Source organism: Flavobacterium pectinovorum (genome assembly GCF_006438875.1).
GTDB lineage: Bacteria > Bacteroidota > Bacteroidia > Flavobacteriales > Flavobacteriaceae > Flavobacterium > Flavobacterium pectinovorum_A.
Window position 1 is genome coordinate 212471 of the sequence record NZ_RCZH01000007.1, and the last position, 23465, is coordinate 235935.

The following is a 23465-nucleotide window of genomic DNA, read 5'->3' on the forward strand; positions in this document are numbered from 1 at the left end:
AATGCAAAATAAAAAAATACTCATATTTCTTCCTGATGGAATAGGTTTACGCAATTTTGCCTATTCTAATTTTTATAATGTAGGTCAAAATGAAAATTTTGAAGTTACTTTTTGGAACAATACGCCTTTTAATTTAACAGAATTGTCTTTTAAGGAAATTAAAATTGAAAATTCAAAAAGCAATGTATTAACCGAAGTTTATAAAAATGCGAGGAAAGAAATTGAGCTCAATTTAAATATAAAGAAAACAAAGGATAAGGTTTACGATTCTTATAGATTCCCTTTGCCATATAAAGGGATAAAAAAAACGGTAAAAAGTGTTGCAATACGTTTTTTAACCTTTGCTTATTCAACAGATAAAGGACTTATTAAAATAAGGGAAAAAATATCTCAATTAGAAAGAAAAACACTTTATTATGATCAAAGTATAAAAACGTTGCAACGTGAAAATCCTGCAATGGTTTTTTGTACGAATCAACGTCCTTTAACCGCAATTGCACCAATATTAGCTGCAAAAGATTTAGGAATTCCAACAGCTGCATTTATATATTCATGGGATAATTTACCTAAAGCGATGATGGTAATTGAAACTGATTACTATTTTGTGTGGAGTAATCATATGAAAGAAGAATTGTTGTTTTATTATTCATATATCAAAGAAGAAAATATTTTTGTTACCGGCACACCTCAATTTGAAATTCATTTTGATAAAGAAAAGTTACTTTCAAGAGAAGAATTTTTCCAGCAAAATGAGATGGATCTAACAAAAAAATACGTTTGTTTTTCCGGAGATGATGTTGTCACAAGTCCTGATGATCCTAAGTATTTGGAAGAGGCCGCTGTGGCAATTCAAAAAATGAATGATAAAGGATTTAATTTAGGAATAATTTTCCGAAGATGTCCGGTAGATTTTTCCGGGCGTTATGATGAGGTTGTAAAAAAATACCCTGATATAATTAAAACAATTGATCCACTATGGAAGCCTTTTTCATCTTCCTGGAATACGATTTTGCCAACAAAAGAAGATGATTATCTCTTATCTAATTTAGCAGAACATTGCGAAATGGTTTTAAATCTGGGTTCTTCTATGGTTTTTGATTTTGTTTCTCATGAAAAACCATGCGGCTATTTCCGTTACAATCAAAAAGTACAATTAGATAACACTTGGGATATTTTTAAATGTTATAGATATGTACATTTTAGATCGATGCCCACCGAAAATCCGGTTTTCTTCATGGACAGTCCGGATTTGATTCCTGATGCAATAGAAAAAGCATTAAAAGAAAATGAACAGATTCTTATCAATACCAGAAAATGGTTTGAAAAAATTAATCAGCATCCGCCACAATTTGCTTCCCAACGTATATTTGAAGCCATAAAAAAAATAGTTGCATAATTTTGAGGCCAATCTCATTAAAATAACAAACAGATACATTTTTATTATCTAATATTGATTTTACCATATGTTTTTTAACTCTTTGGCTTTTGCCATTTTTTTACCAATCGTGTTTTTCTTGTATTGGTTCGTTTTTAATAAAACAAAAAGCACTCAAAACGCTTTATTAATTGTTGCCAGTTATTATTTTTATTCTTGTTGGGATTGGAGATTCCTGTTCCTTTTAGTTTTTTCTACTTTTTTGGATTATTACACAGGAATTCAAATCGAAAAAGGGACAACAGAACGGAATCGAAAATTTTGGTTTTGGCTTAGTGTTTTAACCAACTTAGGGTTTCTTGGGGTTTTTAAATACTATAATTTTTTCGCTTCATCATTTGCAGAATTATTAAATAATGTTGGTTTTAAAGCAAGTCCAATTTTGCTTAATGTAATTCTTCCGGTCGGAATTTCATTTTATACTTTTCACGGATTATCATATGTAATCGACATTTATTATAAACGAATAAAAGCCGAATACAATTTTGTAGATTATTCATTATTTGTAAGTTACTTTCCGTTATTAGTTGCCGGACCAATCGAAAGAGCCACACATTTACTGCCTCAGGTAAAAATTAAAAGAGAATTTGATCTTCAGATGGCTAAAGATGGTGTATGTCAAATCATATGGGGATTGGTCAAAAAAGTTGTTATTGCTGATACTTGCGCAACTTATGCCAATGCTATTTTTGATCACTATACGGCTATGAATTCATTCTCTTTAATTTTGGGAGCAATATATTTTGCTTTTCAGATTTATGGAGATTTTTCAGGATATTCAGATATTGCACTTGGGGTTTCAAAATTATTTAGTTTAGATTTACTTAGAAACTTCAATTATCCTTATTTCTCCAGAGATATTGCCGAGTTTTGGCGTCGTTGGCATATTTCGCTTTCTTCCTGGTTTCGCGATTATCTTTATATTCCTCTTGGAGGGAGTAAAGGCGGACTTTGGATGAAGATCAGAAATACGTTTATTATTTTTGTCGTGAGCGGTTTTTGGCATGGAGCCAATTGGACTTACCTCGCTTGGGGTTTCATAAATGCGATCTACTTTTTGCCATTATTGTTGTCCAACAGTAACCGAAACAATATTGACGATGTAAAAATTTCCTGGAATTTTGATTCAGTAAAAGTAATGTTGAGTATCCTTTCGACTTTTTTAATTACTTGTATTGCCTGGGTATTTTTTAGGGCAAAAACGATCACTGATGCTATTTTATATTTAAAAAGAATTGTTACCAATAGAGATTTTGGTTTTCAATATTTAGATAATGAACGTTACAGCTATGAGTTGTTGGCAATGATAGGCTTTTTTGTTTTGGTTGAATGGAATAGTCGTACCAGAACAGAACCACTTTCAGGTAATAAGAGTACATTAAAAATAGCACTGGCAATAGTTGCAATTATGGCTTTTGGAACATTTTCGGATTATAAGGAATTTATATATTTTCAATTTTAATGAAACGTTTTTTAATTTATAGTACTAAGATTTTTGTCATAACAATTTTAGTTGCAGTTGTTTTAGACGGAATTTATACCGCTATTTTTTTACAAACAAAAAATAGAGGAAAAATTGAAGATGTATATAATTCAACACCCAAAAAATTTGATGTTGTTTTTTTAGGATCTTCTCGGGCCAATAATCATTTTGTTGCACAAATGTTTGGAGATAAAGGATTAAAATCCTTTAATTATGGGATGAGTGGCGGACATCTATTTGAAGCTTCATTGCTTTTAAAACTTATGATCGAAAGAAAATATGCTATAAAAAATGTCATTTTAGAAGCCGATTTAAATTTATCAAACGAAGACGAAGCAGAAGGAATCTCAGCTTTGTTTCTGCCTTATATACATAACTCTGAAATGATAAAAGAGCATTTTTCGACGGAAGATAATTTTAAGGAATTGTATTACATTCCCTTTTACAGATATATTAAATACGGTACCAAAATTGGATTTAGGGAAATATTTTTTGGGGCGATTAATAAAAAGACAAATCAATTGGATAATCTTGGATATCATCCATTAGAAAAACACAAAAACGGCAATATGAAAAATAATATTGCAAATCTAAAACCCCTTCCTCATAATAAATATTATGAAGAGATCAGAAGTATTTGCAAAGCCAATAATATTAATTTTATTGCAGTAATGACGCCAATGTGCGAAAATGTTGTTGGAATGAATTATTTTGAAAAAGTAAAAAAGGCATATCCCGAAATTCATAATTATGAAAACGTAGTAGTCGAAAATAAATATTTCTCTTCTTGCGGTCATATGACTGATGAAGGTGCAAAAATGTTTACAGCCCGAATTATAAAAGATTTTTTTAATAAGTAGTGCCTTGGACTCAAGATTCTTTAAAAAATGATAACATACAGTAAAATAGGTAAGAAAGGACATTTGGGAAATCAGCTTTTTCAAATCGCATCTACTATTGGGTTGAGTGTTAAAAATGAACAGGATTTTGTCTTTTTAAATTGGAAATATCAGGCATACTTTAAAAATAAATTGCCTCTTTTAGACACAGTTTTTCCTGATTTTATTAATATTGAAGAAAAAGGGTATCATTATCAGGAATGGGATTTACAAAACAAAAATTATGACCTTTCAGGTTGGCTGCAAACTGAAAAATATTTTGATACAGTATTAACTAAACATTATTTTGAATTTTCTGATTCGGTAATTGATCGTGTTAAAAGCTTGTATAGTAGCATATTTGATAAGCGAACGATTCTACTTTCAATCAGAAGAGGAGATTTTGTAAATCATCCGGATTATTTTCAATTGCCAATAAATTATTATTTAAATAGTTTATCACAATTTTTTCCGGATTGGGAATCTTGTAATTTGATAGTTTTAAGTGATGATATAAAGTATTGTAAGTTTCATTTTTCATTTCTTGAAAATGCTTTTTTTGGATCTGGTTTGAATGAAGCCGAACAGCTTTGCCTAGGTTCAATGTGTGATGATTTTATAATAAGTAATTCTACTTTTTCATGGTGGACTGCGTGGCTGGGAGAAAAAAAAGATTCAAAAGTTATACGACCATTAAAAAATTTTGACGGTTTGAAAAGCCAAGAACTTGATGATAAAGATTATTATCCGGAAAGATGGATAAAATACGATCATCTAAAAGATAAAGTTAAACTTCAGGATATTGTTTTTGATATTAAAACAGAGAAAAATCGCAAAGAAATTGAAGGATATATTTTAAGCTATTTTGATGTAAAATTCATTCAGGACAATGATGAGATTAATTCTTTTACCATCTTATATGTTTTAAAGAAAGACTATTTTTTACCTCCTTTTTTGATTTATGTCTCTTATTTAAAGTCCAGAAAAATGGCGGACTGTTTAGTGATTAATCAATTAATTAAGGTATTCAAAGTTTCAAAGTTTTTTAATTATAAAGAGTTTCTTTTGCAAAAAGATTTTGGTATATTTTCTACTATTTTTTCTTTTACAAAAAGAGAAGAAGGGAAAGGAAATTTTGATGTTTATTTAAAAAAAAACATAGATATAATGAAAGATCAGGACAATATTTTTGCGTCCTATGATTTTCTATTGTGTTTTTACGGAGGAAAGTTCAACGATTTTGGAGGTTATAATTTTAGCTTTAAAAGGTTTGTAAAGAGAAGAAAAATAGAACTTAAAAAGAGTGTTAAAAAAATGCTTTCAATAAAAAAAACATGATAACAAATTTACATATTGGATACATAGTTTCTCATTATCCTCATAAAGTTTTTGGACACGATGGCGGATTAGGAACAAGCGTTTACAATTTAGTTGAAAAACTCAAAAAGGTTGATATTAAGGTTTCGGTTTTTGTTTACGGACAAAATGAGGAGTTTATTCTGGAAGAAGAAAATGTAGTTATCTATAGTTTAACAAATAGTAAAGCAACTTTTTTTAAGTTTTATTTCAATAGAAAGAAGATTGAAAAATTGATAAATAAAGTTATTGAGAAAAAGAATATAAAGATTATTGAAGCGCCAGATTGGACTGGAATAACTGCTTTTATGAATTTTAAGATTCCATTAGTAATCCGTTTCCATGGAAGTGATGCTTATTTTTGTCATTTGGAAAATAGAAAACAAAAAACTAGAAATTTCTTGTTTGAAAAATTAGCAATAAATGGAGCACAGGCATTTATTTCGCCAACGAGTTTTGCCGGGAATGTTTCTAAAAAACTTTTTAAAATAAAATATAAGGAGATAAAAACGATTCACCACGGTTTAGAATTGAAAAAATTCACTAATAATTTTGCTTTAGAATATGAAAAGGGACTGATATTGTACGTAGGAACTTTAATTAGAAAAAAAGGAGTTATGGAATTACCGGAAATCTTTAATAAAGTTAGGAATATTTTACCCCACGCAAAATTGATTCTGATAGGCAGTGATTCTCATGATATAAAAACAAATTCAGATTCGACCTGGAAATTAATGCAGAATCAATTCAAAAATGAAGATTTAGAAAATGTCAAATATTTAGGCAAAATTCCTTATGATGAAATACAGAACTATATAAAAAAGGCAAATGTCTGCGTTTTTCCAAGCTTGGCAGAAACCTTCGGAATGGTTACAATTGAAGCAATGGCTTTGCAAAAAGCAGTTGTAAATAGCGATATTGGCTGGTCAAAAGAATTGATTATTGATGGAGAAAGCGGCTTTCTGGTTCATCCTGAAAATCATGATTTATATGCCGAAAAAATTATTCAATTGTTAAAAGATAATTCGCTTTGTTTGCAAATAGGTAAACAAGCCAGAATCAGAGTCGAAGAGAAATTTGATATCAATAAAATTGTCAAAAGAAATATAGAATTTTATCAGAAAACAATTAATCAAAATAAATAAAAAATGGTAATTGTTTATCATCAAAATAATAAAGTTGTTGAAGTTCAATATGATGAAAAACGTATTGATTTTGAAAAAATAAATATACCTAAAGCTTTATTTAAAATAGCTGTTTCCTATTCTGATCAATTAATTATTTGGTGTCATACTGATTTAAAAACAAGTTTAAATCTTTCAAAACTCCAGGAAATTTTTCATCATAATAAAATAATGGCATCTTATAATTTCTCTGATAGTCCATTTCTAACAGAAGCAATCGGCTATGTTGAAGGTACTCCATTTATAAAAATTAAAAAAGACGTATGTTATCCAACCTGGCAAATGAGCAGTTCCGTAGGCGGAGTTCATGCATCGGTTTTATTGTCTTTCAAAGGTAAAATTAAAAAATCGGAGAACTTTGGTTATTTTTTGAATTCATTAGCGAAGTTAGCGATGCCTGCAGGTCTTTTATGTTATTCAGAACCAGCGTTTTTAAATAACATTCCAGATAAAAAACAAGAGGAAAAACAAGGCCTGTTTACCTTATTCCGATTTGTAAAACAGCATTATAAAGGAAGCTGGATTTTTTTATTGTTACTCAATTTGTTTTTATATGAGAAAAAAATTGCCTTTTTGCCCTTCATCTTTAGTTTGTTTTATCGCAGGAGAGTAATTAATAAAGAATTGTTAGATCGTATTGAAGTTCAATCTTCAAAAAAGATAGTAGAAAAAGGTACTATAGATGTAATAATTCCAACAATTGGAAGAAAAAAATACTTATGTGATGTATTGAAAGATTTGTCAAAACAAACGCATTTACCAAAAAAAGTAATTGTAGTGGAACAAAATCCAAATCCCGTAAGCACATCAGAACTTGATTATATTACAGATGAAAACTGGCCCTTTACAATAAAACATATATTCACACATCAGGCAGGAGCTTGTAATGCCAGAAATGTGGCATTGGCTGAAGTTGATAGTGAATGGGTTTTTCTTAATGATGATGACAATAGATTTGGAAGTGATCTAATAGAAAAAACTCTTGAGAATTGTATAAAATATGGCTCTGAAGTTTCGAGTAATTTTTATCCAAAAATTAATGAAAAAAGAAAGATTGATCATGTAAATCAAGCTGATTTTTTTGGTTCTGGAAATAGTTTTATTCTAAGTAGTTTACTTGATAAAGTTTCCTTTAGAATGGGTTTTGAGTTTGGTTACGGTGAAGACAGTGATTTTGGAATGCAATTAAGAAATTCCGGAGTTGATGTTTTGTATTTTCCTAATCCTGAAATCACACATTTAAGTGCACCAACAGGAGGATTTAGAACCAAACCACTTTTAGCCTGGCAAAATGATGTTGTTCAGCCAAAACCTTCACCAACAATAATGTTGTTTAAATTATTGCATAAGACCCCGGAGCAGATTAAAGGATATAAATTAACATTGTTTTTTAAATTTTATAAAGTTCAAACGGTTAAAAATCCAATTAAATATTGGAGTAGTTTTCAAAAACAATGGGCTCAGAGTTTATATTGGGCCAACGAATTAAAAAATAAGAAATGAAATTTTCCTTAATAGTTTGTACGTATCTAAGACCAGATTCATTAGTTGCATTGCTGCAATCTGTTCAAAATCAAAATCTTTATCCGGACGAAATTTTAATTGTTGACGGTTCTACAAATGATAAAACAAAAAATGCTTTAGAGCAATTCCAATTTAAAAATGTAAATTATTTTTTAGTCAATAAGGAAAATAGAGGATTGACAAAACAAAGAAATTTTGGAATCACTAAGATTGCCAATGATTCAGAAATTGTTTGTTTTTTGGATGATGATACCGTTTTAGAAGAGGATTATTTTTCGGAAATATTAAAAACATTCCAGACAAATCCTGATGTTATTGGTGTAGGAGGTGTGGCGGTAAATGAATATAAATGGGAACCTCAAATCGAGAACTTTTTTTATAACCCGAAAAAATATTATCTGTTTGAAGGGTATGCTTATAAAGAAGGTTTGCGAAATGTGATTAGAAATTATCTCGGGCTTGCTGCTAATTTAGGACCTGGAAAAATGCCTGCGTTCTCTCATGCAAGACCATGTTTTTTTCCGATGACAGGAAAAACATATGATGTAGATTTGCTAATTGGAATGTCGATGTCTTTCAGGAAAAGTGTTTTTGACAAGATTAAATTTTCAAGTTTTTTTGAAGGTTATGGTCTATATGAAGATGCAGATTTTAGCTTAAGAGCTTTAGAGTTTGGTAAAAATGCTGTCAATACAAATGCAAAATTGTCCCATTTTCATGAGCCTTCGGGGAGACCAAATCAATTTCAATATGGTAAAATGGTTGTTAAAAATGGTTGGTATGTTTGGCGCATTAAAAATCCAAACCCAACTTTGAAAGACCGGTTTAAATGGCACTCAATTACGGCACTTTTGACAATTCTAAGATTTAGCAATATATTCACAACCACAAAGCGCAAAGAAGCTTTTACAGACACAGCAGGAAGAATTGTTGGGTGGTTTCAGATTTTAATAAAGTAACAATGATAGAAAATATAATACATCCTGATTCTCATTCTAAATTAAAAGAAAGAACAAATGACTTTTTACTTTTTGAAGACGGATCTAAATTAATTGTTCACGACGGCACTCCAATTTTATTCAGTGTCGAATCTATATTTAGTCAGGAGGACATTATCAATTCAAAAAAAACAACACAAGATAGTTCTCATTTAGACACGTCTAATTTTAAAAATTATATTAGAAGAAAACTGCTTCCGGCACTTTGTACTGATTTTAATATAGAAAAAAGATACGAAGAACTTTATAAGCTCGTTCCGGCTAATAGTAAAATGTTAATAGTTGGCGCTGGTGAGAAAATTGATTATTATAAAAATAAATTCCCTGCCTGCGAAGTAATTACTTCAGATGTTCATAATCAATTTAAACCTGATTATGTTTTTGATGGTCATTTTATTCCGTTCAGTGATAATTCTTTTGATGTAGTTTTGGCAGCGCAGGTTATAGAGCACACAATCAATCCATGGAAGTTTTGTTTAGAATTACAAAGGGTTACAAAAGTTGGAGGTTTGCTTCAGATAGAAGCGCCTCAGAGTTTTCCTTATCACGCTGAACCTTACGATTTTTTTAGATTTACCTATACAGGATTTAGAAGTTTGTTTTCTCAATGTGAAGTGGTAAAAGTTGAAATAACCGAAGGAAATGCTGCTAACATGGCAGTTACAATATCAAATTATTTCGTAAATCTAAGTTCAAAAAAAATAATTAGAAGTAGTTGGTTATTTTTGACCAGGTTATTATTTGGTTGGATGAAATATTTGGACAGACTTCAAAAAACTCCAAATAGAAGAAGCGTTTCTATGCCAAAAGGGTATGCTTTTACATTAAAAAAGGATACAATTAAAAGAAGTTCAAAAGACTTGCTAAAGGAATTTTACAGTTTGAAAAAATAAATTTGTAATAGTTATACGTATTCTCAATTAGAGAGTTTGCCAGGTATTTTTGGGATAAAAAGCTGGTTTAATCAGTCAAAACATAATGATGTTTGTAATAAAAAAGAAGATTCAAAAAAAGCTTAAAGAATTTAAATTGAACTATTCATCTGTTCGGTTTTATAATGGGCAGCAACCTGTTGTTTATGTGAATTTAAAGCATCGTACAAAAGTTAGAACTTATTTAAATCTTTTTTTTAGAATTAGAAATGTTTATGATGAACCCATCGTTTTAAAATTTTCTGTTTTACGAATGTTGTTTTTGGCAAAGTGGTTCAAGGAACTTGATTATCTTTATTTTGAAAAACCTTTCTCAAAATTAGAGAAATTGAAAACCTTCAGCCATTCTAAAAAAGATGATTTTGTGGTGAATTTTGGATATAAAAAAGTATACACCACTGATGATTATCAGGAAAATGTTTTGCCCTATATAATGCATCCAATTAATTATCTGCAACCTGAAGTTCAAGTTTTACCAAAAAATATTGGTATTATAATGAGCGGAAATTTTGATAAAAAAATTTATGATACAAAAACTATCGAAGATAATTTTGGATTATTAAACAGATGGAGAATTTATCAAGAGGTTTTGAAACACGATAAACTAAAATTAGTTTCGGGCGATGAAGTAATAAAAAATTTAAATTCAGGAATCTTCAATGAAAATCTGATTTTAATGAAATGGCAATCTGGTGCTATTCCAGCAGACAAATGGAGAACCTATTTATCGTCGGCTCATTTTATTTTGTGCGCGCCCGGAATGACAATGCCCATGTGCCATAATCTTTTAGAAGCTATGTCAGTGGGGGTAATTCCCATTTTGAATTATTCAAATTGGCTTAATCCATCATTAAAAAATGATGTTAATTGTTTAGTATATCAGGAAATATCAGATATTTTGCCAATTATAGATAAAGCCCTTTCTTTACCTCTTGAAGTAAAGACAGAAATGGCAAATAATGCGCTTAAATACTATAAAGAGTATTATGAGAATTATTCTTTTAATGTAAATAGTGAATTAGTGGTTTTAAACGAAAATATAAATGACCTTAAGTAAAAGGTTAAGTATTTAAATTTCGCCAAAAGCTCCGCCAATTTACATTCTATAAAAGATGTTGATTTAGCCAAAGAGAAAACCAGAAAAAAAATTAAAGTTAAATTGTCTCAATATAATATTCAATAGACCAATGAAATTTGCCATAATTACTCATGTAAATCACATTCAAAGCGGAGAGGACTATTTTGCTTATGCTCCTTATGTTCGTGAGATGAATATTTGGCTAAAATATGTTGATGAAGTAATTGTTGTTGCACCTTCGTCAAAAGGAAATCCAACGACAATTGATTTAAATTACATTCACCATAAAATTGATTTCAGGCACGTATCAGAATTTAGCTTTACGAGTTTAAAAAGTAATTTAATATCACTTTATAAATTACCGGCGATTTTCTGGAGTATTTTTTGGGCAATGAATAAAGCAGATCACATTCATTTGCGCTGTCCTGGTAATATGGGATTGATTGGTTGTTTTGTTCAGATTCTATTTCCTAAAAAAATAAAAACAGCCAAATATGCTGGTAATTGGGACCCGACGAGTAAACAACCATGGACCTATAAATTGCAGACGTATATCTTGAGAAATACATTTCTGACCCGAAATATGCAGGTTTTGGTTTATGGAGACTGGAAAAATCAATCAAAAAATATAAAACCTTTTTTTACAGCAACGTACGCAGATATTGAAAAGAAAAGTTTTGAGGAAAAAAATTTCGATTCGGCAATAGAATTTATTTTTGTGGGTAGTTTAGTTGCAGGCAAAAATCCAATGTATGCTTTAAAATTAGTAGAACAATTGGCGAAGAAAGAAAATAATGTCGTTTTGAATTTTTATGGAGAAGGAATTGAAAAAGTTGCTTTAGAAAATTATATTAAAGAAAATCAGCTACAGAATATTGTTTTTTTAAATGGAAATCAAAATAAGGAAACAGTAAAAAATGCCTATAAAAGAAGTCATTTTGTTATATTGCCATCAAAAAGTGAAGGTTGGCCTAAAGCAGTCGCTGAGGGTATGTTTTATGGATGTGTTCCAATTGCTACTTCAGTTTCATGTGTTCCTTTTATGTTAGATAATGGCAAAAGAGGAGTTCTGCTTGAAATGGATTTAGAAAGTGATTTAACACGAATAGAAAACATAATTAGAGATCAAAATAGTTTCTTTTCTAAAAGTAAATTGTCTACGGAATGGTCGCAAAATTATACCACCGATGTTTTTGAAACTGAAATTAAAAACATATTAAAAAAATGAGAATTGTACAGATTATTGATTCTCTTGAATCCGGAGGAGCAGAACGAATGGCGGTCAATTATGCAAATGCTTTGTCCAAAAAGATTTCGTTTTCTGGATTAGTTGCAACGCGAAAGCAAGGATTACTTTTAGATCAGATTAATAAAGAAGTGTCTTATCTGTTTTTAAACAAAACTAGAAAAGTCGATTTTCCGGCTGTTTTTCGATTAAGAAAATATATTAAAGAAAATAGTATTGACGTTATCCATGCACATAGTTCTTCGTTTTTTATTGCTGTTTTAGTAAAATTTACTTTTCCGAAAATAAAAATTATTTGGCATGATCATTATGGTATTTCACAAGATTTGGATGCCAGAAAAAGTTTAGGATTAAAATTTGGATCTCTCTTTTTTAGTGGAGTTATTTCAGTTAATATCGCATTAAAAAGATGGGCAGAAACTTATTTATGGTGTCCTAACATTATTTATTTGTCTAATTTTATTGAAGAGAAAGCCTCTTTTAGCGATAAAATCCTTTTAAAAGGAACGGAAGGTAAAAGAATAATTTGCGTTGCCAATTTAAGGGCTCAAAAAAATCATGAACTGCTTATAAGTGCAGCACTTTTAATTAAAGAAAAATTTCAGGATTGGAGCTTTCATTTATTTGGTCAGGATTTTCATGATTCATATTCAGAAAAATTAAATAATAAAGTCAATACCTTAAAACTTCGGGAAACAGTTTTCTTTTATGGCGCAGTAAATAATGTTGCTTCTGCTTTAGAGCAATGCAATATTGCCGTTTTGTCTTCATTTTCAGAAGGACTTCCATTGGCTGTTTTAGAGTATGGATTATACAAATTACCAGTTGTAGCCACAAATGTTGGCGATATTTCTAAGATTATTACTTCTGAAAAAGAGGGATTACTTGTAGAATCTAATGATTTGTCACAATTTGCCCAATCAATTCAAAAATTGATTGAGAATGAAAATTATAGAATTGAAATGGGACTAGAGTTAAATAAAGTTATACGATTAAATTTTAGTGAAGAATCTATTATACAAGACTATGTTTTATGGTTGAATTCTTTGACTATTTTTGTCGCGTAAATACTTTCTATAATAAATGAAAAACTCCAAGGTATCATATAATTATCTTCTTTTAATTCATGCAGTAATTGCTTTAGCAGTTTTTGTGGTACCATTTTTATCAAAACTATTGSCACTTATAATTCCTGTAATAGGTTTTTTTATTGTTGCAGGAAATAAGAATAAAAATCAGGAAGTTTTAATGGTAGCTGCCTATATGGTTGGTGTTGAGGTTTTTTTGCGTATGACCGGAGGTAATTTTAATAACGAATATGTAAAATTTTCTGTTATTTTTTTCATGTTTTTAGGCATGATATATAGTAATTTTTCAACAAACGGAATTATATATTTATTCGTACTGATATTATTAATTCCTGCTGTTTTAATTACAACTAGTAATTTGGATTTTAATTTTGATACCAGAAAAGTTTTGGTTTTTAATTTATCAGGTCCCGTCTGTTTGATATTTTGTGCTGTATATATGTTTAATAGAACAATTTTATTTTCAGATGTACAGCGTATTTTGAATGTAATGGCATTGCCAATTTTTACGACTACAATTTATTTGTTTTTATACAATCCCAGCGTTAAAGACGTTGTTACAGGAACACAATCCAACTTTGCAACTTCAGGTGGGTTTGGACCAAATCAGGTCTCAACAATTTTAGGATTAGGAATTTTTATATTTTTTACACAATTAGTTCTATTCTCAAAGTCAAAATTTGAGATGTTTATAAACGGAAGTATATTAGTATTTATTAGTTATAGAGGTGTTGTAACTTTTTCCCGAGGAGGTATTTTTACTGCTGTGGTGATGGTTATTTGTCTTTTATTTTTATTGTATTATTTCTCAAATTCAAAAGGAAGAAGCAAGTTTACCTGGGTTTTTATCTTAACCGGTTTAATGGCAGTAGGGATTTGGAGTTATAGTTCGCTTCAAACCAGTGGCTTAATTAATAAGCGATATGCAAATCAAGACCGATTAGGAAGGGTAAAAAAGGATCGTTTGGGAGGTAGAGAGGAAATTATGGATGCCGAAATCAAGCTTTTTGTTGATAATCCTATCTTTGGAGTAGGCGCAGGATTAAGCAAATACAAAAGAGTTGAAGATTTAGGAGTAGAGGTCGCATCACATAATGAAATAACCAGAATGTTAAGTGAACATGGCTTGTTTGGTATATTTGGACTTTTGATACTTTTTATAACACCATTTGTTGTGTATATAAATAATAAACAACATCTGTATTTTTTATCGTTTTACTTTTTTTGGCTATTAACCATAAATCATGCTGCAATGAGAATTGCAGCTCCAGCTTTTGTGTATGGTCTGACACTGCTTTTTGTTCAGGTTAAAATTCCTGAAAAAGCAGAAAATTCGGTCGATTAAGTAATTTTTTTTATAATACATTTGCTTCAAAATAAATAACTTAAAAGTATAGAATAATGCTGCTTTCAAATAAAAAAATGCACTTCGAAATCTCCGAAAGGAAAATTCTGCTCCGTATTTGTGATGCTTTTTTTGTTTTGCTAGCATTATACTTATTAAGTATAATGTTTGAATACCATTATTTTAATTTGGAAAAGGCCAACTTTTTTGGACCATTTTTACTCGTTTGCTATATCTATATTTTTGGATCTATATTCGAAATGTATAATTTGCAAGTCGCGAGTAATCAGTTCCAAATTCTTCGAAGCGTAATTCTCACCACCTCCACAGCAGTTTTGGTTTATTTATTTACACCTATTTTATCTCCGGAACTTCCTAAGCAACGATTAATTATACCGCTTTTTTACTTTTCGATATTGAGCATTTTATTGTTGTGGCGTTTTTTTTATGCCTTTTTTTTKGCATCACATCGTTTTTCACAAAATGTCGTTTTAATTTGTGATCAGGATCAGGTAGAAGGATTAGTTTTGGGACTTGAGAACGTAGATCCGCATTATAAGATTATTGGATTTGTAAATTCAGACACAATTTCTGAAGAAAATTTAAACTTCCATTACGTAAAAGAGATAAAAAAAAATGATTTAGAGTCTTTTGTAAGTAAAAATAATGTTTCAGAAATTGTTATTGCCTCTCAAAAAACAGATGGAATTACGACTGATTTATACCAACAACTACTTCATTTATTAGAGTCAGGAAACGTAATTAGAGAGTACACCCAAGTTTACGAAAGTAAGACGCAGCGTATTCCTGTTCATTACATTTCTCGGGATTTCTATCGTTTTTTTCCTTTTAGCCGCAGTAATAACAATAAGTTATATTTATCCTTAATTAGACTTTTTGAGTTTTTTTTATCTTTCGTCGGTTTGTTAATTTGTAGTGTTTTTGTTCCTTTCATTGTTATCGGAAATCAGCTTGCCAATAAAGGGAGTTTATTTTATACACAAGAGCGCGTTGGAAAAAATGGCGTTGTTTTCAAAATCTATAAGTTTAGAACAATGGTCGAAAACTCAGAAGCAAATGGAATTGTTTTTGCAACTTCAAATGATAAACGCATAACTCCATTTGGAAAATTCATGCGCAAATCAAGAATCGATGAATTGCCTCAGTTTATCAATATTTTAAAAGGCGATATGGGGGTTATTGGACCAAGACCCGAAAGACCATTTTTTGTTGATGAAATTGCACAAATAATGCCCTTCTATGAGACAAGACATGTTATAAAACCAGGATTAACGGGTTGGGCACAGGTTAACTATTCGTATGGAGAATCTATAGACGAAAGTTTAATCAAGCTTCAATATGATTTATACTACATCAAACATCGTAGCATTTTTCTTGATCTGAGTATCACTTTTAAAACAATTACAACGGTTTTATTCTATCGCGGACAATAATTAGATAATAATCGGAATACGTTTTTTATTTCGAAGAGCTATTCTAACTAAAACGAATCCGCTTGTAATTATCATGGGTAACATAATAAAGAAGTGTGCTTTACTGATCAAAACAATGAGGTAAATTGCCAGAAACATCAAATGTAAAACGGCAAATCTGTAAGTCCATCTTTTGTTCTTTATAACTGAAAAAAGCAATAAAATCAATAAAAGAGGACTGAACAAAAGTACATTATAATTCATCGCCAGTTCTTGGTGAAGAGAATAAAATCCCACAATAACAAAAAACACCCCGATTAAAGACAGAATTAAAAGATAAATTTTGTCAACTACTTTGTTGTGTGCCAAAACAACAAAAGCAAGAATAAACAAATACGTATAAATGTTGTTCCACCATGAAGTTGGTGTTTCTTTTTCAAAACTAAGCAATGTTTTGCTTTCAGCTGCTAATGGGTGATTTTGAAAAGTAGTTTTTTCCAAACTGTTTTTCAATTCAAAAGGTAAAAATATCTTTGTTCCTAATTGATCTACTTTAGTTCCAAAAATTATACTTGTTCCTAATTGTTCGTAAAAATGGCCATTAAAATAAGGGAATAAAATCGAACGATAAGTTGTATCGGTGTTTCCTTTTTTGGTAATTACATTTCCGTTCAAGGCTGAATTGATAACATCGACAACCATTGAAGTACAATTTTTATCAATAAATTTATACGTATAGAAACGTTCCTCAGAAAATATCACTGTATTTAGTTTGTCGAAAAGCTTTTGCTTTAATTCTTGCGGAATAAGTAATTCTTGTTCAAAAATGCTTCTTTTTTCGTAAGTATAATCATTTACGAAATCTCCAAAACCATGTGCAGTAGCATAATACTGTAAGTCGCCTTTGGCAAATTTGGCAACAAAATTTGGCGTTCTAAAATCGAATGTACCATAATTGTAAACTACATCAATATTGTTGGAGGGATCAGCAACTCTAATAGCGGTATGACCAAAAAAAGAATACGATTCGTTCCCAAGTCCACAAGTCAAAACGCTAATTTTGGCATCTTTTGATAAAGGTAAATTTTGGCTAAAACCAATAAAACTTAATAAGAATAGTAAACTAAAAAGTGTTTTTTTTATAATGACATTTTTCATAATTTAAAATTTTAAGAAGTTTAATGGTTAGTAAATATTATCTAAAGATACCTAAATCTACCTTTAAAGAAAAAATATTTGAGTACAAAGCAGTACTTTGATTCCCTAAGTCAGTCAAGGCATAATCAACCTGAATACCTTTGTACTTAAAACCCAGACCAATATTGGGTTGAAAATTCACTTTTTCAGTATTGTCTAATTGTGTGACATTCTGAAAATTTCCTGCTCCGGCTCTCAGGAAAACAAGATCAGTATATCCAAATTCGAAACCAAGAGCAGGATCAATACTTACCGCTTTTGTCGATATGATATCATTAGTTTGCTCAAAGCGCATATTCAAATTTGTTGCAACTAACAGACTGTAATCATTATGAAAATCAAACCTTTTTGAGACTCCCAATTGTGCTTTTGGCAAAGTTATTTCAGTGCTTTGAGGTAATTCATTGTTTTCACCCGGAATAGCGTTGGCAATTTTGGCATATTCCTGTTCATCAATATTCCAGACATTATAAGTAGTCGTAATGTCTCGAAGCATCAAACCAAATTTCCAGTCATTTCTTTCAAATTGTAATCCAATATCAAAACCAAAACCCCAGGAATTGGCAAATTTTCCAATAATTCTCCTTATGATTTTTGCATTTACACCATATTGAAATCCTTCTATAGGAAGTTTTCTGGCATAGGAGAAAGTAAAACCATAATCTGCTGTTGAAAATAAGCTAATTCGGTTATAATCTATGTTTCCTTGATTATCGATCAATTGTGTAGTATCCATAATGTCATCCACACCAAAACGGATCATCGAAATTCCCCAGGCACTTCTGTCATCAATTGGACTTGCATAACCTATATAATCATATTGCGCGATATTGGCAAAATAATTGGCGTGCATTAAAGATATCTGATGATCTTCAAGGTTGGTCAAACCTGCAGGATTCCAATAAACAGAGTTTACATCATCTGTAGAAGCCACTACAGCACTCGACATTGCCAATGCGGCAGCATCAACACCAATATTCATGAATTCATTCGAATATTTTCGAACAGTTTGCCCATATTGTACTGTGCAGCTACTAAATAATAAAAACGCAAGGATTTTCTTCAACGGATATTTTTTTGCAAACCGAAGTCTGTTTTAATTTTTACCAAAAATATAATATTTTAGTCAGCAAATTTATTCCTTTTGATAAATATTGCGAAAGTCGAATTTTCAAATAAAAAACTCTTGCAAAAACGCATTTTACATAGAGTTATTATGCTAAATTTGTTCCCTGTCATTATCTAAAATTTTAAAAGATGAATATTAAAAAACACATTCCTAATCTAATTACATTAATCAATCTTTTTTGTGGCTGTATCGCCGTTGTTTTTATTTCTCAAGCCAATTATGAAATGGCTTTTTATATGGTTTGTTTAGGAATATTTTTTGATTTTTTTGATGGTTTTTTTGCCAGATTATTCAAAGTTTCAAGTCCGCTTGGATTACAGCTTGATTCCTTGGCAGATATGGTAACCAGTGGTGTTGCGCCAGGTTATGTAATGTACAGTTTATTTGTAAACAGTGCGCACGAATTAGGAACAAATCCGGCAATTCCTTTTTTAGGATTTATAGTCACTTTGGGTTCTTGCTACAGATTGGCAAATTTTAATATTGATACACGTCAAACAGATTCATTTATAGGTCTGCCAACTCCGGCAAATGCACTTTTTATATTGAGTTTGCCTTTAGTTCTGAAATTTTCAGATTCATTAATCATATTAGAAGTTCTAACAAATCAGTGGGTTTTATTGGTTATTATATTATGTAGTGCCTATATTTTAAATGCCGAAATTCCGTTATTTTCTTTAAAAGTTAAGAAGTTTAATTTAAAAGATAATGCGCTTCAAATGGTATTTTTGTTGGTTTCGATTGTAATGGTTTTATTACTTCATTATATAGCAATTCCCTTAATCATCATTTTTTATGTGTTATTATCAGTGGTGAATAATTTGTTTTTGAAAAAGTAGTTTTATTTGAATGGCAAGAAAAACAACTACACGAAGAACTTCTTACTCCAGGAAAGCTAAACCTCAAAGATCATTTTTAGCAAGTGGACTTCGTTTCATTATTTATTCCTTTTTAGTATTGCTTTTCTTTGCAACGGTTTATCACTATCGGGATGGACTGGCGTATTATCTTGGTTTTAAATCAAGTAAAGTTCTGGACGAAGACGAAGTTGACAAGCATCTTTCGGATGTTAGAAATATTCAGGTTCTCGAGAATCATAAAGGAAAAGTAATTGGTATTGATGTATCAGAATTTCAGGGAAAAGTTCAATGGGACGAAGTTGAAGTTCTGGAAGAAAAATACCCCGTTAAATTTGTTTTTGTCCGTGCAACTGCAGGAAATGACAGAGTTGACAGGCAGTTTGAGAAAAACTGGGCTGGCGCTAAAGAACATAAGATTATGCGAGGCGCTTATCATTATTATCGACCGAATGAAAATTCTATCGAACAGGCAAATCTTTTTATTAAAACAGTAAAATTGCAAAAAGGTGATTTACCGCCCGTTTTAGATATCGAAAAATTACCAAAGAATCAACCTTTGGATAGTCTAAAAAAAGGTTTAAAACGCTGGTTGAATAAAGTTGAAGCGCATTATCAAGTACGTCCAATAATTTATACAGGAGAACGTTATTATGACGATTTTTTGAAAGAAGAATTTGGAGAATACTTATTTTGGATTGCCAACTATAATTTCTACAGAGAAAAAATTGAACCAGATTGGCTTTTTTGGCAATTTACAGAGAAAGCATCTTTGCCGGGAATTAAACACAGAGTAGATGTGAATATCTACAACGGCGATTTAGAACAATTGCAGTTTATAACCGTAGAGTAGTTTTTAGTTTTCAGTCGCAGTTTACAGTCTAAGTAAAAACTGAAAACTGCGACTGAAAACTGAAAACTTTTTACTTAAGCTGAGTAAGAGTATAAATAAAGAAAAGGAAAGCAATAGTGATTAAAATTGCTTTTGTATTTGCAAAGTTCACAGTAAAACCAGCCCATTTCATTTTTTTTGGAACAAACATTCTCGCGTCTTCTTTGTTATAATAGAACATTCCCAAATGCCAATTATTAGGATCTTTATGCCAGTTGTTGTAATCTTCCTGCGTTGGTTTTTGTGGAATCATATTTTTTACTTTTCAGTCGCAGTCGCAGTTTTCAGTATTTCACTGAGACTGAAAACTGCGACTGAATCTTTTTTTTAGAACTCTAATTTTTTCTTACGTAATTCGAAGTTTTGTCCAAGATAAACACGACGAACCATTTCATCTTCAACTAATTCTTCTGGAATTCCGGCTTTCAAAATTCCTCCTTCAAACATTAGGTATGTTTTATCGGTAATCGCTAAAGTTTCCTGAACGTTGTGATCTGTAATTAAGATTCCGATATTTTTATTTTTTAATTGCGCTACAATTCTTTGAATATCTTCTACGGCAACCGGGTCAACTCCTGCAAAAGGTTCATCTAATAAAATAAACTTTGGATCAGTTGCCAGAGCACGAGCAATTTCAGTACGACGACGTTCTCCTCCCGAAAGTAAATCTCCTCGGTTGGTACGAATATGTTCCAAACTGAATTCTTCAATTAAACTTTCCATTTTGGCAACTTGCTCTTCTTTTGAAAGTTTAGTCAATTGTAGAACGCTTAGGATATTATCTTCAATACTTAATTTTCTAAAAACTGAAGCTTCCTGTGCCAAATAACCAATGCCTTGTTGTGCACGTTTGTACATCGGATAATCAGTAATATTTAAATCATCAAGATAAATATTTCCCGAATTTGGTTTTACCAATCCTACAATCATGTAAAACGAAGTTGTTTTTCCGGCACCATTTGGTCCCAAAAGACCTACGATTTCTCCTTGATTTACTTCAACAGATATTCCTTTTACAACGCTGCGACCTTTATAGGTTTTGATTAAATTATCGGCTCTTAACTTCATTTTTTTTTAATTAGATAATTTGTCAATTAGAAAATTAGATAATTGACTGTACGTAAGATTCATCTCTTATATTTGAGAAGGGCAAAATAAGTTAAAATAAGTCAATCAATTAAAGGAATTAACATATCCTTATTGAAATTATCTAATTGACTAATTATCTAATTTTCTAATTTTCTAATTTGCAGCTTCTTCTTCAAGAGCTTCCCAGAATTCGTAAGCTCTTCTTAAATGCGGGATTACAATTGTTCCTCCAACCAAAGTTGCGATTCCCATTGCTTCCATCATTTCTTCTTTGGTAACACCTTCTTTATGGCTGGTTTCCAAGTGATATTTTACACAATCATCACAACGTAAAACTGCCGAAGCTACTAGTCCTAAAAGTTCTTTTGTCTTAACATCAAGTGCTCCGGGAGCATATGCATTAGTGTCAAGATTAAAAATTCGCTTTACAATTTTGTTATTGTCAGCCAATAATTTTTCGTTCATTTTAGAACGATAGTCGTTAAATTCTTGTATGATATCAGACATTACTTTCTTTTAATTTATTTCTATAAACAATTCTTGAGATCAGAATACTCACTTCGTAGATAAGCAACATAGGTATTGCTACAATAGTTTGACTTACTACATCTGGAGGTGTTACAATTGCTGCGATAATCAAGATGATTACTACGGCATATTTCCAATACTTTCTTAAAAAATCAGGGGTAACTAATCCTAATTTAGTTAAGAAATAAATAGCGATTGGTAATTCAAAAAAGATTGCACTACCAAGAATACTTGTTTTTACCATTCCCATATAAGAGTCAAGCGTAAATTGATTTTTTACCACATCACTCACAGAGAAAGTGGCAACGAAATTTACGGACATTGGAATTACTACAAAGTATCCAAAAAGCACTCCTAAAAAGAACAGTAATGAAGAAGTGAATATAAATACTTTAGCATTTTTTCTTTCTTTTACATACAAAGCGGGGCTGATAAATTTCCAGATTTCCCATAAAATATAAGGAAAGCTTAATATGAAACCTGCCAAAAGACACATCCATACAAAAATATTTACCTGGCCTTCCATTTCAGTATTTTGAATAATAAAATTCAATTCTGTAATACAGATACTATCTGCAAAACCCAGTTTATGAGATAAATCACAAAACCATACATAGGTAAAAAAACTAGGTCTGGTTGGACCTAATATAATTTTATCAAATAAATAATCACTAACAAAATAAGTGACAAATGCCATTATCATTGTTGCAATTGTACTCCTAACTAATAACCATCTTAATTCTTCAAGATGGTCTAAAAATGACATCTCGCCAAGGTTTTTCTTTGCCATTATACGATTCCTTCTTTTAAAATGTCATGTAAATGTAATACTCCTTTGTACTCGCCGTTGTCTGAGACAATCAATTGTGTTATAGAAAAATCTTCTAAAATATTTAAGGCATCAACTGCCATAGTTTCTGAAGATACTGTTTTAGGATTTTTTGACATAATATCTCTTGCAGTTAAGTCAGCAATAGTATCTACGTCATTTAGCATTCTTCGGATGTCTCCATCCGTAATAATTCCGATAATTTTATTGTCTTCGATAACAGCCGTTACACCAAGTCTTTTTTCAGAGATCTCAAAAATAGCTTTTTTGATTGAGGTATCTGGAGTTACCATTGGTTTTAACGAGTGTTCAATCATGTCCTTAACGCGAAGCAATAGTTTTTTTCCAAGAGCCCCACCAGGATGATATACGGCAAAATCTTCTGGTTTAAAATCGCGCATTTCCATTAAACAAACCGCAAGTGCATCTCCCATTACAAGCTGTGCAGTAGTACTGTTTGTTGGAGCCAGATTTATCGGGCAAGCTTCCATGTCAACCGTAGTATTCAAAACATAATCAGAACCTTTTGCTAAAGATGAAGTTATGTTTCCTGTAATTGCAATCAAAATATTTCCAAAGCGTTTTAATAAAGGTACCAAAACTTTTATTTCAGGACTATTCCCACTTTTTGAAATGCAAATAATAATGTCTTCTTTTTGTATCATTCCTAAATCTCCATGGATGGCTTCTGAGGCATGTAGAAACATAGAAGGAGTTCCGGTGGAGTTAAAAGTGGCTACCATTTTTTGAGCAATGATGGCGCTTTTTCCAATGCCGGTAACGATCAATCGGCCTTTGGTTTCATAAATGCGTTGGGTTGCTTCGTAGAAATTTTCGTCTAGAAAATCAATTAACTTTATAATTGCTTCACTTTCAGATAGTATGGTTTTTTTGGCGATTGCCAATATATTTTCTTTTGTGATCAAAACAGAATATTTAAAATTTGTATGTATAAAAGAAAGTT

Annotated in this window: 22 protein-coding genes; 15 read left to right on the forward strand and 7 right to left on the reverse strand. The window is 30.9% G+C overall.

What is annotated here, in order from left to right; all coding sequences use genetic code 11:
* Position 1: 1 nt before the first annotated feature.
* The 13 genes from EAH81_RS12350 to EAH81_RS12410 all read left to right on the forward strand — a co-directional run bounded on the left by EAH81_RS12350 (position 2) and on the right by EAH81_RS12410 (position 16001).
* Positions 2-1396, forward strand: a complete 1395-nt coding sequence (locus EAH81_RS12350) for a UDP-glycosyltransferase (protein ID WP_140507415.1) — start codon at positions 2-4, stop codon at positions 1394-1396.
* 67 nt (positions 1397-1463) lie between these two features.
* Complete coding sequence (locus EAH81_RS12355) at positions 1464-2897, forward strand: MBOAT family O-acyltransferase (protein WP_140507417.1); 1434 nt, start codon at positions 1464-1466, stop codon at positions 2895-2897.
* On the forward strand, positions 2897-3778 hold the full coding sequence (locus EAH81_RS12360) for a hypothetical protein (protein WP_140507419.1): 882 nt from the start codon (positions 2897-2899) through the stop codon (positions 3776-3778). Before EAH81_RS12355 ends, EAH81_RS12360 begins: the two co-directional genes overlap by 1 nt.
* 27 nt (positions 3779-3805) lie before the next feature.
* Entirely contained in the window at positions 3806-5134 is a 1329-nt protein-coding gene (locus tag EAH81_RS12365) for an alpha-1,2-fucosyltransferase (protein ID WP_140507421.1), read from the forward strand.
* On the forward strand, positions 5131-6297 hold the full coding sequence (locus EAH81_RS12370) for a glycosyltransferase family 4 protein (protein ID WP_140507423.1): 1167 nt from the start codon (positions 5131-5133) through the stop codon (positions 6295-6297). Before EAH81_RS12365 ends, EAH81_RS12370 begins: the two co-directional genes overlap by 4 nt.
* A 3-nt stretch (positions 6298-6300) precedes the next feature.
* A complete protein-coding gene (locus tag EAH81_RS12375) occupies positions 6301-7839 on the forward strand; it encodes a glycosyltransferase family 2 protein (RefSeq protein WP_140507425.1) in 1539 nt (512 codons plus the stop codon).
* Positions 7836-8819, forward strand: a complete 984-nt coding sequence (locus EAH81_RS12380) for a glycosyltransferase family 2 protein (protein ID WP_140507427.1) — start codon at positions 7836-7838, stop codon at positions 8817-8819. Before EAH81_RS12375 ends, EAH81_RS12380 begins: the two co-directional genes overlap by 4 nt.
* A 2-nt stretch (positions 8820-8821) precedes the next feature.
* Complete coding sequence (locus EAH81_RS12385) at positions 8822-9751, forward strand: class I SAM-dependent methyltransferase (RefSeq protein WP_140507429.1); 930 nt, start codon at positions 8822-8824, stop codon at positions 9749-9751.
* Between the two features lie 136 nt (positions 9752-9887).
* Positions 9888-10847, forward strand: coding sequence for an ATPase (locus EAH81_RS12390; RefSeq protein ID WP_241676559.1), 960 nt, complete (start codon positions 9888-9890; stop codon positions 10845-10847).
* A 130-nt stretch (positions 10848-10977) separates the two neighbouring features.
* Positions 10978-12096, forward strand: a complete 1119-nt coding sequence (locus EAH81_RS12395) for a glycosyltransferase family 4 protein (RefSeq protein ID WP_140507433.1) — start codon at positions 10978-10980, stop codon at positions 12094-12096.
* A complete protein-coding gene (locus tag EAH81_RS12400) occupies positions 12093-13181 on the forward strand; it encodes a glycosyltransferase (protein WP_140507435.1) in 1089 nt (362 codons plus the stop codon). Before EAH81_RS12395 ends, EAH81_RS12400 begins: the two co-directional genes overlap by 4 nt.
* 16 nt (positions 13182-13197) lie before the next feature.
* Entirely contained in the window at positions 13198-14547 is a 1350-nt protein-coding gene (locus EAH81_RS12405; RefSeq protein WP_140507437.1) for an O-antigen ligase family protein, read from the forward strand.
* A 59-nt stretch (positions 14548-14606) separates the two neighbouring features.
* Positions 14607-16001, forward strand: a complete 1395-nt coding sequence (locus tag EAH81_RS12410; protein WP_140507694.1) for a sugar transferase — start codon at positions 14607-14609, stop codon at positions 15999-16001.
* On the opposite strand, the gene EAH81_RS12415 is transcribed toward EAH81_RS12410, so the two are convergent.
* Entirely contained in the window at positions 16002-17138 is a 1137-nt protein-coding gene (locus EAH81_RS12415; protein WP_140507439.1) for a DUF4105 domain-containing protein, read from the reverse strand. It lies immediately after the preceding gene.
* A gap of 37 nt (positions 17139-17175) precedes the next feature.
* A complete protein-coding gene (locus EAH81_RS12420) occupies positions 17176-18159 on the reverse strand; it encodes a PorV/PorQ family protein (RefSeq protein ID WP_140507696.1) in 984 nt (327 codons plus the stop codon).
* A 275-nt stretch (positions 18160-18434) separates the two neighbouring features.
* On the opposite strand from EAH81_RS12420, the gene EAH81_RS12425 reads away from it, so the two are divergent.
* Both EAH81_RS12425 and EAH81_RS12430 read left to right on the forward strand, forming a co-directional pair.
* A complete protein-coding gene (locus EAH81_RS12425) occupies positions 18435-19145 on the forward strand; it encodes a CDP-alcohol phosphatidyltransferase family protein (protein ID WP_140507441.1) in 711 nt (236 codons plus the stop codon).
* A gap of 10 nt (positions 19146-19155) precedes the next feature.
* Positions 19156-20016, forward strand: a complete 861-nt coding sequence (locus tag EAH81_RS12430) for a glycoside hydrolase family 25 protein (protein WP_140507443.1) — start codon at positions 19156-19158, stop codon at positions 20014-20016.
* 70 nt (positions 20017-20086) lie between these two features.
* On the opposite strand, the gene EAH81_RS12435 is transcribed toward EAH81_RS12430, so the two are convergent.
* From EAH81_RS12435 to EAH81_RS12455, 5 genes are all read right to left on the reverse strand, one after another.
* Complete coding sequence (locus EAH81_RS12435; RefSeq protein ID WP_140507445.1) at positions 20087-20308, reverse strand: DUF5808 domain-containing protein; 222 nt, start codon at positions 20306-20308, stop codon at positions 20087-20089.
* 74 nt (positions 20309-20382) lie between these two features.
* Complete coding sequence (gene lptB, locus EAH81_RS12440) at positions 20383-21123, reverse strand: LPS export ABC transporter ATP-binding protein (protein WP_140507447.1); 741 nt, start codon at positions 21121-21123, stop codon at positions 20383-20385.
* Positions 21124-21297: 174 nt separating this feature from the next.
* A complete protein-coding gene (locus EAH81_RS12445) occupies positions 21298-21651 on the reverse strand; it encodes a carboxymuconolactone decarboxylase family protein (RefSeq protein WP_007803834.1) in 354 nt (117 codons plus the stop codon).
* Complete coding sequence (gene tatC / locus EAH81_RS12450) at positions 21644-22462, reverse strand: twin-arginine translocase subunit TatC (protein ID WP_140507449.1); 819 nt, start codon at positions 22460-22462, stop codon at positions 21644-21646. Before tatC ends, EAH81_RS12445 begins: the two co-directional genes overlap by 8 nt.
* Entirely contained in the window at positions 22462-23427 is a 966-nt protein-coding gene (locus EAH81_RS12455; protein WP_170214133.1) for an SIS domain-containing protein, read from the reverse strand. The genes tatC and EAH81_RS12455 overlap by 1 nt, the downstream gene beginning before the upstream one ends.
* Positions 23428-23465: the final 38 nt, after the last annotated feature.

What these genes read in the sequence shown, in the direction of transcription:
- EAH81_RS12350 (WP_140507415.1), top strand. Translation starts at nt 2, where the DNA reads ATGCAAAATAAAAAAATACTCATATTTCTTCCTGATGGAATAGGTTTA.
- EAH81_RS12355 (WP_140507417.1), top strand. Translation starts at nt 1,464, where the DNA reads ATGTTTTTTAACTCTTTGGCTTTTGCCATTTTTTTACCAATCGTGTTT.
- EAH81_RS12360 (WP_140507419.1), top strand. Translation starts at nt 2,897, where the DNA reads ATGAAACGTTTTTTAATTTATAGTACTAAGATTTTTGTCATAACAATT.
- EAH81_RS12365 (WP_140507421.1), top strand. Translation starts at nt 3,806, where the DNA reads ATGATAACATACAGTAAAATAGGTAAGAAAGGACATTTGGGAAATCAG.
- EAH81_RS12370 (WP_140507423.1), top strand. Translation starts at nt 5,131, where the DNA reads ATGATAACAAATTTACATATTGGATACATAGTTTCTCATTATCCTCAT.
- EAH81_RS12375 (WP_140507425.1), top strand. Translation starts at nt 6,301, where the DNA reads ATGGTAATTGTTTATCATCAAAATAATAAAGTTGTTGAAGTTCAATAT.
- EAH81_RS12380 (WP_140507427.1), top strand. Translation starts at nt 7,836, where the DNA reads ATGAAATTTTCCTTAATAGTTTGTACGTATCTAAGACCAGATTCATTA.
- EAH81_RS12385 (WP_140507429.1), top strand. Translation starts at nt 8,822, where the DNA reads ATGATAGAAAATATAATACATCCTGATTCTCATTCTAAATTAAAAGAA.
- EAH81_RS12395 (WP_140507433.1), top strand. Translation starts at nt 10,978, where the DNA reads ATGAAATTTGCCATAATTACTCATGTAAATCACATTCAAAGCGGAGAG.
- EAH81_RS12400 (WP_140507435.1), top strand. Translation starts at nt 12,093, where the DNA reads ATGAGAATTGTACAGATTATTGATTCTCTTGAATCCGGAGGAGCAGAA.
- EAH81_RS12415 (WP_140507439.1), bottom strand. Translation starts at nt 17,138, where the DNA reads ATGAAAAATGTCATTATAAAAAAAACACTTTTTAGTTTACTATTCTTA.
- EAH81_RS12420 (WP_140507696.1), bottom strand. Translation starts at nt 18,159, where the DNA reads ATGAATATTGGTGTTGATGCTGCCGCATTGGCAATGTCGAGTGCTGTA.
- EAH81_RS12425 (WP_140507441.1), top strand. Translation starts at nt 18,435, where the DNA reads ATGAATATTAAAAAACACATTCCTAATCTAATTACATTAATCAATCTT.
- EAH81_RS12430 (WP_140507443.1), top strand. Translation starts at nt 19,156, where the DNA reads ATGGCAAGAAAAACAACTACACGAAGAACTTCTTACTCCAGGAAAGCT.
- EAH81_RS12435 (WP_140507445.1), bottom strand. Translation starts at nt 20,308, where the DNA reads ATGATTCCACAAAAACCAACGCAGGAAGATTACAACAACTGGCATAAA.
- lptB (WP_140507447.1), bottom strand. Translation starts at nt 21,123, where the DNA reads ATGAAGTTAAGAGCCGATAATTTAATCAAAACCTATAAAGGTCGCAGC.
- EAH81_RS12445 (WP_007803834.1), bottom strand. Translation starts at nt 21,651, where the DNA reads ATGTCTGATATCATACAAGAATTTAACGACTATCGTTCTAAAATGAAC.
- tatC (WP_140507449.1), bottom strand. Translation starts at nt 22,462, where the DNA reads ATGGCAAAGAAAAACCTTGGCGAGATGTCATTTTTAGACCATCTTGAA.